This window comes from Caproicibacterium sp. XB2 (assembly GCF_044880635.1).
GTDB lineage: Bacteria > Bacillota > Clostridia > Oscillospirales > Acutalibacteraceae > Caproicibacterium > Caproicibacterium lactatifermentans.
Genome location: NZ_CP173227.1, coordinates 1,770,067 through 1,784,147 on the forward strand (window position 1 = coordinate 1,770,067; position 14,081 = coordinate 1,784,147).

Genomic DNA, 14,081 nt, shown 5'->3' on the forward strand with positions numbered 1-14,081 from the left:
TGTCATCCTTTCTCATTTTGTATTTCTACAATATCATCAAGCCCGCAGTTTAACGCGGTGCATACTTTCGCAAGGCTTTCCATTGACACCGGTTCACATCGGCCCATTTTGGCAAGAACATTCGTGCTGATTCCTGCTTGCTTGCTCATTTCTGTTTTTGTCATGCCTTTATCAATTAGCATTTTCCACAAACGGTTATAATTGTATTTCATGCGCTTGCCCCTTTGATTGATAAAAGAAATCCATTGAACAGTATAGCATAATCAAGCAGCGAATTAAATAATTTATCACGGTTTCATGATAACCGGGCGGTCATTTTTCCCGCTTGCAATACAGCGTTATATCACCCTTATAGCCTTCAAACACATCGACGCGCGTTATATTGTACAAAATGCCCTTGTATCTTATAACGTGCGCCGTTGTTATATCATCCCGGTAGCCGATTTGAAACAGTACGTTTTCCGTCACGTTGACGCGGGCAGCAGCAAAGACTTCATCACCGGATAGCTGCCGGAAATAGGCCCACACGGTAGCAACGGGGACAAGCTGCGACGCACAGGTCAAACACTACACGGAATACATTCAGAAGAATCCGGAATGGGAGTTCGCAGGCATCTACGCCGACGACGGCATCTCCGGCACGAACACCAAGAAGCGGAATGAATTCAACCGGATGATTGACGACTGCATGGCTGGAAACATCGATATGATTATCACAAAATCCATCAGCCGGTTTGCCCGAAACACGCTGGACTGCCTGAAATACATCCGGCAGCTCAAGGACAAGAACATCCCGGTCTACTTTGAAAAGGAATCCATCAATACATTGGATGCAAAAGGTGAAGTCTTGCTGACAATCATGGCCAGCCTTGCCCAGCAGGAAAGTCAGAGCCTTTCGCAAAACGTAAAGCTCGGCCTGCAGTACCGCTACCAGCAGGGAAAAGTGCAGGTCAATCACAACCGATTTCTCGGTTATACCAAAGACGAGAACGGCCATCTCATCATTGACCCGGAACAAGCAGAGATTGTAAAGAGAATTTACCGCGAATACCTCGAAGGCTCCAGCATGGGCAAGATTGCTATCGGGCTTGAGGCAGATGGCATCCTCACCGGAGCCGGAAATACGAAATGGCACACCAGTACCATCAACAAAATTCTCCGCAACCTAAGCCTCTCGATTTTGATACAATGTAACGATAGCGGATATGTGAAAAAGTCTGAGAAATACAGCGCTTTCAGCGTTTTTGACAGGTGGCGGCGTTCAGTAGATGTGCTTCTGAACAGCCGCTCTTTTTATGCCCGGAGAGCCAAAAAAGCAAAATGCACCCACAATCATACGATAGCCTTTTATCGTGTGATTGTGGGTTTATCGTGTAATGATATGCAACTGAAAAAGCCGGATACCGTCAGCTAATTATTCAGCATCAGGAACCCGGCTTTTTCAGCACAGATTATCTCGTATTAAGGATTAACCGAACAGAAACTCCTTCGTCAAACGTTCGGCTTCTTTGAACAGGTCATATCCCTGCGTTTTCTGGACACCGATCATCTCGAAGATTTCCGCCTTACTATACCCGGCGTAACCGAGGGTGACGATACGTGCGAGCTTCGGATTCTTTTTTTCAAGTTCGTTGATCAGGTCTTCCAGAAGCATTTCGACCTTATAATCGTCATCGGCATGGGACTCGGTGCCTGCCGCATATTCCATTTTCTCAAGCTGACTCCAATACACCATGCTGCGATCTTCCTTCTCGTAAATGTTACGGAACGGGCAATTCGCACAGCATTCGTGATTATCGCCCTTCTTTTTAGGGCAGGGTTTCTTGCTGCCGTCAGGCTGTGGTACAAGGCAGCGGCTGTGGCGATTGGAACCGAGCTTTTCATCAAGCAATTCGTTTACTTCGGCGTTGAAGATAGACCATGCCTGTTTCTCCTGATTTTTCGGTACCGGAACAAACATCACCAGATAGCGGATTCCACTCTTTTCCCATGTTCTCAGATTCGTCATGTTGGCTCCGAGACCTGCTGCGTACTCCTTGTTCACCAGCTGCGGGACGAGAACCTCGTCTGCCTGCAGCGGTGCATCGTTATAAGATTTCCAGTTCTTCTGATTGCCTTTGATTGCCATATAAGCTTTCTCCTTTCGGCTTTCAAACCGAGGCGGAGACCGCTCATATGGCTGCCAGTATTGTTAGACATCGTTGGTCACCTCTTGCGGATTGCTCCGCCTCATTTCGGTGACCAGCCGTTCGTAAGCTGGCACTCTATTCACTTGTCTATCCATCACCTGACTACGAACACACCTCGTGGCCACGAAGAAGGTGAGTCAGATTCTGGAGAACCTTTTAACGTCATGTCCGGGACGTTTACAGGAAATGAATAAACTATTTCATCACTGTAAAATAATTTGCGATGACAAATCTAAGATTGACCATCGTGCTAAACTGTGGTAAAATTAAATATCATTGGTTTCATGTCGGACGGTTTCTCTCCTTCCTGTATCTTGAGTATACGGGAAACGGCATTTTTCACCGCTCCCGAGAGTACACGGCTGTACATGACCGTACATGTACGCGCGGAAGGAGGTATCTCTGTTGGCAGACACTGAATTCAAAATCTTTGCGAAACTGCTCGCGACAAAGTACCGACGGAACAGAAAAGTCGAGGTTTTTGCCCAAGAGTTATTTGAGAAGATTTACTTGCCGGAATCCGAAGATGATCCCGTTGACGAAACCCTGCCTCGAACATACAAGGCCTACTACTACGGTCAAAATGACATAACGGAGCTCGCATCCAAGATTTCCAAGTCTTTGGATCCAGCAAATTTTGTAGGATATATACAGACGGATTCAGATGACACGATAGAGTATCTCTGCGATTCGTTTAGACCATGGTTCCCGGATATTGATGAGAGCAATTACTGCTCTTGCATAGCTACGCGGTTTAAAGACATCATTGACCGTGCGGCAGCTCCAAAAACAAAAGATACTTCCCTTGCGGCTACAAGCGGAGGCGTCCCTGCCGTTCAGATGGCGACACTGAAAGAAAAATACGGCATAGGCCTTGTCGCCGAAACCGGAAGCGTATGCCCAAATGACGGATGCCAGAAATCTCTGTTTGGATACAGAGACGGACATACGGAACTCATCTATAACGTTGCAGTCATTAATCCGGATGGCAGTTCAGCCAATGCATCCAATCTGATAGCGCTTTGCCCGGAATGTGCGGCCAAGTATGCAGCCCTTAAAACGCCCGACGATATTGCCCGGATGACAAAGATAAAAGAAGCTCTTGTTAATGAGCACGACGATCAGGAGATCCGAGCGGACCAGCATGTGCAGGAAGGTGTCAGGCGGGTGATAGAAAAGATCCCATTCATCAAGCCGCCAACAGATATTGATCTGAATTACGACCCGGTTCCAGTCAGACAAAAAATCAGCGATTTCGCGCTGTATCTCCGCATCAAGACAGACGTGAACGTTTACTTCAATGATGCGCATGAGGTGTTTCAGGAAATGGGCCGTGAAGGAAAGCTGCGATTCAATCCTTTCTGCCAGCAGGTCCGGTACATGTACGTGAGTTTTCGCGATAAGGGATACAGCCAGGATAAGATTTTCTATGAAATGACGAAGTGGCTGTACGACGCGACGAATGAAAAATGGCGTGACTGCGAAATCGTCATCGCATATTTCACGCAGAAATGTGAGGCATTTGATGTTATTGCCGAATAAGCTTTATTCATATAACGAAAGCACGCTTTCCAAATTTCCTGTTGTTCTCCGTGAACTTCGTACGCAGCCGCTGGGCGTGCATGAACTGTATCGTCGCGTGATAAAGAAAATGGACGGCGTTAATGAATTTATAGATGTGCTCGACTGCCTGTATGCACTTAGAAAGATTGAGTACGACGAAAATGAGGAAGTACTGCGCTATGTTGTATGAGATAGAATGCGACCAGTTCGCTGAGACAATAAATGGACAGCGTGTCCCGAGAGGAAGAATCAGATTCCGCCCGGGACTGAATACTGTCCTTGGAGACAGGCAGGGTGAAAACTCCATCGGGAAGTCTACCTTCCTGCTGACTGTTGACTTCTGCTTTGGCGGCAACGATTATCTGGACAGCGAGAAAACGAAAAATAACGTGGTCCGCTTCGTTGGCAACCACGTCATTAAATTCGCTTTTAAGTTTGGAGACCGTATCGAGTATTATTCCAGAAATACTCTGGACCCTACGCACGTCAGTAAATGTGATGAGAATTATAACGAAATAGGTGATGCGATTTCGCTGGACGATTTCCAGAAGCATCTCTTCACTTCCTATCAGATTCAGACGGCACAGTGCAGCTGGCGTAGTCTGGTAGGACGATTTGCAAGAATCTACGGCAGACATAATTACAGCGAGGAGTTTCCGCTGCAGTATGGAGGAGAACCTGATGCTGATGCGATTAAGGCGCTGGAGCAAATCTACGGCGTTTATGACCTTGTGAAGGAATATGAAGATTTCTACAAGGCAAAGAACAAGCGCAAAACCGTCCGAACGAATGCCGCCAACTTGGGAGAAATCGTAACCATCGCAAGGACAAAGAAACAGGTCAAGGCCAACACCAAGGAAGTTGAAGAACTCGAGAAGCAGCTTGAGGAACTTCTCAATAAGGAAGACAGATCCCTCGCGGAGAAGGATACCACTCAGCTTGACAAGGCCGCTGAAATCAAAGGACAGATTACGGTGCTGAAACGGCGAAGGACAAGGCTTGTGTCGCAGCTGAATGCCGTCAAGGCAAACCTTGAGGAAGGCCTGACGCCAACGTCAGATGATATTCAGGATCTGCAGGAGTTCTTTCCGAAAGCCAACATAGCCAAACTTGAGACGATTGAGCACTTCCATAAGAAGATGCAGACTATCCTGACGGATGAGATGTCAGAAGAAGTTCAGCGACTGGAGGCGCTGATTGCGGAATCCACAAAGGAAATGCAGCGCCTCGAAGACGAGCAGCGTCAGCTCGGTGTTCCGACGCATGTATCAAAGAAGTTTCTGGATGAGACTGTCCGCCTGCGCAGTCGAATTAACTTCCTAAAGACGCAGAATGAAGGATATGATGAATCACAAAAGCTGGCAGCGGAAACAAAGGATGCCAAGACTCGTATGGAGGATGTCCGGAAAAATCAGCTCGATAGTGTCCAGGCTATGATCAATCAGGAAATGGTCAGGCTGAATGACTTTATATACGATGGAAAACAATATGCTCCGGAGATTAAATTCTCTGATGCCAAGAACGGAAACCCGAAATATACATTCGGATGCGACTGGAACTCTGGCACGGGAGAAAATTACAAGAACCTCATTATTTTTGACCTGAGCGTATTCAAGACCACTGAGCTTCCGTTTATCGTCCATGACTCGCTGATCTTCAAGAACATTGCGGACCTGCCGATTGATAAGATCATGCAGCTCTATATGAACAGCGGGAAGCAGGTCTTCATATCGTTTGATAAGCACAAGGCATTTACAGATTATACAGCGAAGACTGTCTACGATACCCGCGTAATTGAGCTTCATGATAACGGAGGAGAACTGTTCGGATGGTCGTGGGCTAAGAAAGCGGAAAACGAATCCGGCGAAGAGTCGTCAGAAGATGACGAAAAATAAACTGATGGAGAAGCGTATGCATATTAGCTACAGACCCTTATGGGTAATACTTGCAGAACGGGAAATGACAAAAAAGGATCTGCGTGAATTAAGCGGAATCAGCACAGCTTCCCTTGCGAAGCTGGGCAAAGGCGAAAACCTGACGACCGATGTGCTTCTGAAGATCTGCGAAGCATTAAACTGCAATATCAATGAGATTGTAGAGACGGTTCCTGATGATGACGACAAGAAGGGAACCAGGAATAAACCGGAGGAAAAGAAGAATGCCGCAAAGTACAAACAAGGCACTCAAAGAAGCCAGTCCTTATAATGCAGCGATAACAAGAGAACAGTTTTTATTTTATGAAATGCGTACCACAGCAAAGCTTGTAAACGATGGGCTTGATAAGGATGCTGTGGTTGAACATATTGTGTCAGAGAATCTGTTTCAGTACCCGACGGAGAAATCCGTCCGGAAGATGGCACTTGCCTGCCTCCGGAGACTGGATGCAATGGAAGACGATACGCTTGTTTCGGCCATCGCGACACAGCCGAGCGATGTGGCAAAGCAGATCTGCCTCTATGCCATGATGCGGCAGTACCGTCTGGTATGGGACTTCATGCTGACGGTCATCGGCGAGAAATACCAGAAGCTCGACAGCTCCTTTGGCAGAGTGGATCTGAATACATTTTTCATGCGTCTGCAGGAGCAGGATGACTGGGTGGCAACGTGGAGCGATTCCACCATTACAAAAGTGCGTCAGGTGCTGACGAAAACGCTCGTGGAGAACGACTATCTGGACAGCACAAGAGCTGACCACTTGAACCTGGTGCTGATCAGTCCGGTACTTGAAAACGCAATCAGGAACGACGGAATGACGGAGGCGCTGCCTGCCTTCAACTGCCTGTCGTAGGAGGAACCATGAAAGGAAATATAGACGAGAGGCTGGACAAGGTACGAGAGCTCCTGAAAGACCCGGATTTCTTGGAAGGAAACGGCCTCAGCAATGAAGTAAATATCCGGATGTTCTGCTATGAAGCAAAAGATGAGATGCGTGTCCGCCACTTTGTGCTGCAGATCCTGACAGACCAGGCACTGCCGTGTCATCTGAAAGAGAATAATTTATATGAAATCTTTCTTCAGTGCTGTGAAGATAAGCGCATCCTATCCCGTATGGCCGATCAGGAGAAAAAGCGCGGAAAAGACCAGCTTGAGAAGATGATCGAGAAATCCGTGGGCGTACAGGCATATGTAGATAAGATCTGTGCAGAGCCTCCGGAAAAGGGAGACGTGCTGCTCCTGACCGGCGTCGGGGATGTGTTCCCGTTTATGCGCATTCATATGCTGCTGGAAGCCCTGCAGCCGAGAGTGGGCGGTGTTCCGATCCTCGTGATGTATCCGGGCACCTTCGACGGAAGGCACGTGAAGCTTTTTGACAGACTTAAACCGAACCCTTACTACAGGGCGTTCAATGTGATATAGGAGGAACCGCCAGATGAGAATTCAGGACATGTTTGTCGATGACATCAATCGAAAAATAAACGGTGTCATCAAGGTAGACCAGGAAGATACGACGACCGAGCAGGAGCTCAACGAGTACGTCATTACGAGAGAGCTGAAACGGCATTTCATTACGTTTTTCAACTATTATGACGACGCATTCGATGCTCCAACAGCGGATATCGGTGTCTGGATTTCCGGCTTCTTTGGAAGTGGTAAATCTCACTTCCTGAAGATGCTCTCCTATATTCTTGAGAACAGAACCATCAACGGCATTCCGACGGTTGAGCGGTTCCGCAAGAAGTTTGCGGATGATCCTGCGACTTTCATGCTGATTGACAAGGCTGCGAAGGCTCCGACGGAGACGATCCTTTTCAATATCGACATTGAGGGCTTCAGCAATAAGGACAATACCGCCGTGCTGAAGGTTTTTGCGAAGATGTTCTATAACCATCTCGGCTTCCTTGGCGAAGATTTGAAGGTGGCAAAGCTGGAGCAGTTCGTCGCGAAACAGGGCAAGACCGAGGAGTTCCGCCGTGTGTTTGAAGAAAAGAACGGCGCTCCGTGGGTGGAGACACGTGAGTCCTTTGGCTTCTTCGAGGACGATGTTGTAGAGACGCTCGAGGAAGTGCTCGGTATGAGCGAGACAGCTGCCCGCAACTGGTTCAATGGAACGGAAACAGCTGAGATCAGCATCGCTCAGCTTGTATCAGAGATAAAGGACTATGTGAACAGCAAGCCGAAGAACTTCAGGCTTCTCTTTATGGTTGATGAGGTCGGCCAGTATGTCGGCACGGATACAAACCCGCTCCTGAATCTTCAGTCTCTCGTGGAGAAGGTTGGAAGCGAGTGCGGCGGCAAGGTCTGGATTGTCTGCACTGGTCAGGAAGCCATCGACGAGATCATCAAAGTCCGCATGGATGAGTTTTCCCGCATTCAGGCAAGATTCAAGACAAGGCTTTCCCTGTCCTCCTCTGCTGTAGATGAAGTCATCCAGAAAAGACTCCTCACCAAGAAGCCGGAAGCAAGGACTGTCTTGACAGACCTGTATGAGCGCAACGACTACGTGCTGAAGAACCTGTTCAGCTTCACTGATTCTGTGCTCGATATTAAAGGGTACAGCGGTCCGGAAGAATTCGTTGTGAACTATCCGTTTGTGCCGTATCAGTTCATTCTGATTCAGAAGATTTTCTCGGAAATCCGCAAGCACGGCGCAGCCGGAAAACACTACTCCGGGGCAGAGCGCTCGATGCTGGACGGCTTCCAGATCGTGGCGAAATCCATCGAAGACAAGAACGAGCATGCCATCGCTCCGCTTTATCCTTTCTATGACAGCGTGCATTCCTTCCTCGACGGCTCTATCCGCCGCGTGATCGAGCGCTGCCAGAAGGCCGCGGATAATCATGACGGCATTGAAGACTATGACGTCAAGGTATTAAAGCTCCTCTACCTCATTCGCTACATCGATGATGTAAAGGCAAACCTTGATAACATCGTCATTCTGATGTCGGATGATATCCGGACGGATAAGATCGAGCTCCGGCAGACGGTGCAGAAGTCGCTCGACCGCCTGAAGAGCCAGAACTATATTGACCGCCGCGGCGATGCCTATATCTTCCTCACCGATGAGGAGCAGGATATTGCGCGAGACATCGCGAATACATCTGTAGATACCGCCAAGATCGTTGAGCGTATCGGGCAGATGATCTTCGGCGATATCTATACACAGAAGAAATACCGGTATGGGAAATACGACTTCCCGTTTGATGAGATGGTGGATTCCACTTCCATCGGTGCGGTGACTGGTGGCATGACGCTCCGCTTCCTAACAGTAGCTGCGGACGTGACGGACAAGCAGGAACTGCGTCTGATGACGGAATCCAAGGGAGCCGCCATTGTCGTGCTCGCAGATACGCCATACTACGAGTCTCTGGAAAACGCCATGAAGATTCGCAAGTATGTGAAGCAGCGCAATGTGAATCAGCTGGCGAAATCCGTGCAGGACATCATTCGCGACCAGCAGGACGAGGCCGGAAAGTATGAAACCTCCGCCAAGGAAGAACTTGAGAAAGCCATCGCCGGTGCGGAGTTCTATGTAGACGGCGAGCATATCGAAATCAAGAGCGGAACGCCGGTTTCCAAGATTGATCAAGCTCTCGAATATCTTGTGGCGCACGTCTACAGCGAGCTCGACCTGATTACAAAGAATGCGGAAACGGATGCAGATATCATCGAGATTCTGCGCGGAACCAATCCGGAAATGGCCGGTATGGAGAACAACCGTGATGCTGCTGCCAAGGTCGAGGAGTACCTCGAAATGCAGTCCATGAAGAAGCTTCCGACCTCGATGGACGACCTCCAGACGCGCTATCAGAAGATTCCGTACGGCTGGAAGGAAATCGACATCGCCGCGGTTGTGGCACTTCTGATTTATCAGCAGAAGGTTACGATTAAATACGGCGGCGCACAGATTCGCCCGGACAATCCGAAGCTTCCGGATATGCTCCGCAAAAAGACAGAGCGCGGCAAGGCCATGATTTCCATGAAGCAGTCTGCCTCCGCGCAGAAAATGAAAGCCGCAAAAGAGATCATGCGGGAGTACTTCGACATCATGGACGTGCCAGATGATCAGGATGCTCTCGTTAAGCTGATTCTGGACAAGTTCAAAGATCAGAAGCAGCATTACGAGGAACTGAACAGCCGGTATGCGGGCCACAAATACCCGGATCACGACAAGGTAACAGCAGCCATCAAGCTGATGGACGACGTGCTCTCGCAGGAGAAGGACGACATCGCGCTGATTGACCGTCTGGTAGCAGACGAAACGAAGCTGTTTGACAGCAAGGACGACATGCAGCCGGTCGAAGCGTTCTTTAAGAACCAGGTTACGGTGTTTGATTCTGCAGTGAAGATGGAAGCCGATCTCCGGAACGACCTGCCGTATATTCAGAAGGATGAGGAAACCAATGAAGCGCTGAACCAGATCCGGAAGATTACGATGGTGAACGGCAGTAATCCGGCTGTTTATAAGAAGATCCCGGAGCTTAACGCTCTGATGGACAAGGTTCGCGCCGGACATAACAAGCTGCTCGAAGACAAGCGCACCGAGCTTCTTGAAATCGTGCGTCAGTGCCTTGCGGAGATTCATCAGGCCGGAGGCGAAGGCGGCGAATTCAAAAATGCCATTGAGAAGGCTGACAATTACTTCACGCAGATGAAGAACCAGATCGCCACAACAAGAACCATTGTCCTGCTCGACGGCATGACCACGCAGATGTGGAATTATAAAGATGATACGGTTGCTGCTATCGAGGCAGCCAAGAAGCCGCCGAAGCCGGTGGAGCCAGACGACGATAAGGATAAGCATCCGAAGAAGCACATCAAGAATTACTACCGTCAGGCAATATTCAAGCAGGCGACGCTGGAAAGCCAGGATGATGTGGATGCCTATGTGGAGAGAATGCGCTCCTATCTGTCTGCGCTTCTGAAGGACTGCGACGGAATCAAACTGAACTAAGAGAGGAATCTTTCATGGATAAGAATGCAATAAAGAAATACGCAGTCTGGGCACGAAATGAACTCATCGAGCGCGTTTCACAGAAAGCGGATCAATATGAGATCAGCGCGGATGCTGATCCGACTGCGGACTCTGCACATGGAGTTCTTCTGACAGCGGATGAGAAGAAGCAGCGTGCGGCTCTGATCGCGCAGGTAAAAGAAAAAGGACAGGATCAGGTGATGGAGGAGGTTGCCTACACCTGGTTCAACCGCTTCTCTGCCCTGCGTTTTATGGAGGTCAATAACTATCTTCCTTCCCGCGTCCGTGTTTTTACGGATGAAAATGGGGCTTTCAAGCCGGAAATTCTTTCTGATGCGATCCATCTGGAGCTGGACGGTCTCGATATGGAGAAGGTCTATGCGCTGAAGGATGCCAATGACGATGACGCGCTGTTCAAGTATCTCATCATCACGCAGTGCAATGCACTCTCCAGTGTGCTGCCGGGAATGTTCCAGAAGATCGCAGACTACACCGAGTTGCTCTTCCCGGACAATCTGCTCCGGGAAGGAAGCGTTGTGGAACGAATGATTACTGATATTCCGGAGAAAGACTGGAACGTCTCTGAAGGCGGACAGATCGAGATTATTGGATGGCTGTATCAGTATTATATTTCTGAAAAACATGATAAGGTCGTTGATCCTCTTCATGGGAAAGTTGTTGCAAAAAATGAGGTTCCGGCTGCGACGCAGCTCTTTACGACAGACTGGGTCGTTCGGTATATCATCGACAATTCTGTCGGCAGATACTGGATTGAAAGAAATCCGGAAAGCAATCTGAAAAATGAACTGGAATATTTCGTTACGCCGAAAGATGGCACTATTCCGCAGGTAAACGAGAAGATCACTCCGGAGCAGCTGACTGTATTTGATCCTTGTATGGGTTCCGCCCACTTCGGGGTTTATGCCTTTGAAGTACTGGAAAAGATCTACACAGAATATGGATATACGGAACGGGAAGCAGCGGCTTCTATCGTGCAGAATAATCTGTTCGGACTTGATATTGACGAACGTGCGGCGCAGCTCGCCAACTTTGCTATCATGATGAAGGCCATGCAGTATGATAAGCGGTTTCTGAGCCGTAAAATTCAGCCACATTTTTATGAAATTAAGGAAAGCAATCATGTGGATCAGTTTACGGTGGATTACTTTGCAAATGGCAACGCCAAGCTGAGGCACGATATTCAGTCGATCATCAACGACACAAGAGACGCGAAGGAATACGGTTCTATCATACAGATAGCTCCGGTGGATTTTGATGCTCTTTTTGCCCGGTTTGATGAGATCAAAAACGATGTCAATCTATATAGGAATATGGCCATGGATGACCTTCTTCCACTGGTTCGTGAAGCAAAGATCCTAGCTGATACATATGCCGTTGTTGCCACGAATCCGCCATATCTGAATAAGTTTGACGCGAAGCTGAAGAAGTACATCGCGGATAACTATGCCGACTATAAGGGTGATCTGTTCAGCGTGTTTATTTACCGGAATTTTGGATTCTGTAAGAAAAACGGATATTCCGGTTTCATGACGCCTATGGTCTGGATGTTTATCAAGACTTATGAACCGTTGCGGAATTTTGTACTGAGGAATAAAGCAATCGCGACATTGATTCAATTTGAGTACTCTGCTTTTGAAGAAGCAACGGTACCGATTTGTTCTTTTGTGCTTAAAAACGGAAAAGCCGATAACAAAGGCGAATATTTCCGGCTTTCTGATTTCACAGGTGGCATGGAAGTTCAGAGGCAGAAAGTTAAAGAGGCACTGAATAATCCAGAATGTGGATTTTTCTATGAATCTGATCAGTCTAGCTTTGCAAAAATACCAGGCACACCCATTTCTTATTGGGTGAGCAATTCACTTTATAGAGATTTTGAAAACCGTTTAATTCAAGACATAGAACCACCACGATTCGGAATGTCAACTTCAGATAATAATAGGTTTGTAAGAATTTGGCATGAAGTCAATTTCTGTAAATTTGCTAAACCCGCTTTTGAATTGGAACGTGTGGATAAGGAGAAAAAATGGTATCCATATAATAATGGTGGTGATTATAGAAGATGGTATGGTGATAATGGCGATGTTGTTAATTGGGAAAATGATGGTCTTGAAATAAAAGGTTTTGGCCGAGCAGCAATTCGTAATAAGGACTTTTATTATCAAGCTGGTATTACATGGACAGCAATTTCTAGCGCAAAAATTAGCGTAAGGCTGTTCGATTACGGATTTCTTTTTTCAAGCGCAGGATTTTGCATTTTTGAACGAGAATTCAAATACTATCTTCTTGCATTTATGAATGGGAAGGTTTGTGCTGAAATCCTAAAAGTGCTTTCTCCAACGATAAATTTCAATGTAGGAGATATTGCTAGATTGCCTGTGAAAATTGAGCAGGACAAAAGGAGCCAAATAGAAACTGTAACTAAAGAAAATGTAAATATTTCTCGTCATGATTGGGATTCATTTGAAACATCTTGGGATTTCCAAAAGCATCCGTTGATTCGAAATACACGCACCATAAAAGAGGCATTCAGTCAATGGCAGACCGAATGCGATGAACGTTTCAATCAGCTCAAGGCTAACGAGGAAGAACTTAATCGCATCTTCATCGACATCTACGGCTTGCAGGATGAACTGACGCCGGAAGAAGATGACAAAGACGTAACTGTCCGCAAGGCTGATCTCGGTCGCGACATCCGCTCGTTTGTCTCCTATGCCGTCGGCTGCATGATGGGTAGGTATTCGCTCGATATGGATGGTCTTGCTTACGCCGGAGGCAATTGGGACAGCTCAAAGTACAAGACGTTCATCCCGGATAAGGATGCTATCATCCCGATTACGGATGACGAGTATTTCACGGATGACATTGTTGGTCGTTTCGTGGAATTCGTCAGAACTGTTTACGGGAGCGATACGCTCGAAGAGAATCTGAAGTTTATCGCAGATGCTCTTGATGAAAAGGGTTCGACCTCACGTGAAGTGATCCGGAATTACTTCCTGAATGATTTCTACAAGGATCACCTGAAGATTTATCAGAAGCGCCCAATTTACTGGCTCTTTGATTCCGGTAAGAAGAATGGATTCAAGTGCCTCGTGTATATGCATCGCTACCAGCCGGATACGATTGCCCGAATTCGTACGGATTATGTCCATGAGCAGCAGGCACGTTATCGTACGGCTATCTCCGGCTTAGAGCGTCAGATTAACGGCGCACCGACATCGGAGCGTGTGAAGATAAATAAGCAGTTAACCAAGCTCAAAGACCAGGCCGAAGAGACCCGGAAGTGCGAAGAGAAGATTCACCATCTGGCAGACCAGATGATCAAGATTGACCTTGATGATGGCGTAAAGCATAACTACGAGATTTTCAAGGATGTTTTAGCGAAGATAAAGTAAAGG

At 47.6% G+C, this 14,081-nt stretch carries 11 protein-coding genes and 1 pseudogene; 9 read left to right on the forward strand and 3 right to left on the reverse strand.

Going from position 1 to position 14,081, the window contains the following annotated elements; genetic code table 11:
• Nucleotides 1-2: 2 nt before the first annotated feature.
• Both ACIHKT_RS08855 and ACIHKT_RS08860 read right to left on the reverse strand, forming a co-directional pair.
• On the reverse strand, nucleotides 3-212 hold the full coding sequence (locus ACIHKT_RS08855; protein WP_086036630.1) for a helix-turn-helix domain-containing protein: 210 nt from the start codon (nucleotides 210-212) through the stop codon (nucleotides 3-5).
• A 100-nt stretch (nucleotides 213-312) separates the two neighbouring features.
• Nucleotides 313-528: a phage head closure protein gene (locus tag ACIHKT_RS08860; RefSeq protein ID WP_236858968.1), complete on the reverse strand. Its 216-nt coding sequence runs from the start codon at nucleotides 526-528 to the stop codon at nucleotides 313-315.
• Between the two features lie 13 nt (nucleotides 529-541).
• Between ACIHKT_RS08860 and ACIHKT_RS08865 the strand changes: the two are divergent.
• A pseudogene (locus ACIHKT_RS08865) lies at nucleotides 542-1,165 on the forward strand (recombinase family protein); the annotation flags it as partial.
• Nucleotides 1,166-1,468: 303 nt separating this feature from the next.
• Here ACIHKT_RS08865 and ACIHKT_RS08870 read toward each other — a convergent pair.
• On the reverse strand, nucleotides 1,469-2,128 hold the full coding sequence (locus ACIHKT_RS08870; RefSeq protein ID WP_086036632.1) for a hypothetical protein: 660 nt from the start codon (nucleotides 2,126-2,128) through the stop codon (nucleotides 1,469-1,471).
• A 466-nt stretch (nucleotides 2,129-2,594) separates the two neighbouring features.
• Here ACIHKT_RS08870 and ACIHKT_RS08875 point away from each other — a divergent pair, with 466 nt between their 5' ends.
• The 8 genes from ACIHKT_RS08875 to pglX are packed head-to-tail and all read left to right on the forward strand — an operon-like array spanning nucleotide 2,595 to nucleotide 14,078.
• Nucleotides 2,595-3,731: an ABC-three component system protein gene (locus ACIHKT_RS08875; RefSeq protein WP_086036633.1), complete on the forward strand. Its 1,137-nt coding sequence runs from the start codon at nucleotides 2,595-2,597 to the stop codon at nucleotides 3,729-3,731.
• Nucleotides 3,715-3,942, forward strand: coding sequence for an ABC-three component system middle component 7 (locus ACIHKT_RS08880; protein ID WP_086036634.1), 228 nt, complete (start codon nucleotides 3,715-3,717; stop codon nucleotides 3,940-3,942). Before ACIHKT_RS08875 ends, ACIHKT_RS08880 begins: the two co-directional genes overlap by 17 nt.
• Nucleotides 3,932-5,647 carry a DUF2326 domain-containing protein gene (locus tag ACIHKT_RS08885; protein WP_157658994.1) on the forward strand — a complete coding sequence of 572 codons (1,716 nt, stop codon included), beginning with the start codon at nucleotides 3,932-3,934 and terminating at the stop codon, nucleotides 5,645-5,647. Before ACIHKT_RS08880 ends, ACIHKT_RS08885 begins: the two co-directional genes overlap by 11 nt.
• A 16-nt stretch (nucleotides 5,648-5,663) precedes the next feature.
• A complete protein-coding gene (locus ACIHKT_RS08890) occupies nucleotides 5,664-5,957 on the forward strand; it encodes a helix-turn-helix transcriptional regulator (RefSeq protein ID WP_086036905.1) in 294 nt (97 codons plus the stop codon).
• A complete protein-coding gene (locus ACIHKT_RS08895) occupies nucleotides 5,911-6,540 on the forward strand; it encodes a DUF1819 family protein (RefSeq protein ID WP_086036636.1) in 630 nt (209 codons plus the stop codon). Before ACIHKT_RS08890 ends, ACIHKT_RS08895 begins: the two co-directional genes overlap by 47 nt.
• A gap of 8 nt (nucleotides 6,541-6,548) precedes the next feature.
• Nucleotides 6,549-7,109 carry a DUF1788 domain-containing protein gene (locus ACIHKT_RS08900; RefSeq protein ID WP_086036637.1) on the forward strand — a complete coding sequence of 187 codons (561 nt, stop codon included), beginning with the start codon at nucleotides 6,549-6,551 and terminating at the stop codon, nucleotides 7,107-7,109.
• A gap of 13 nt (nucleotides 7,110-7,122) precedes the next feature.
• The gene (gene brxC / locus ACIHKT_RS08905; RefSeq protein ID WP_404352360.1) at nucleotides 7,123-10,644 is read left to right on the forward strand and encodes a BREX system P-loop protein BrxC; all 3,522 of its coding nucleotides are present in this window, start codon (nucleotides 7,123-7,125) and stop codon (nucleotides 10,642-10,644) included.
• Between the two features lie 14 nt (nucleotides 10,645-10,658).
• Nucleotides 10,659-14,078, forward strand: coding sequence for a BREX-1 system adenine-specific DNA-methyltransferase PglX (gene pglX / locus ACIHKT_RS08910; RefSeq protein WP_404352362.1), 3,420 nt, complete (start codon nucleotides 10,659-10,661; stop codon nucleotides 14,076-14,078).
• Nucleotides 14,079-14,081: the final 3 nt, after the last annotated feature.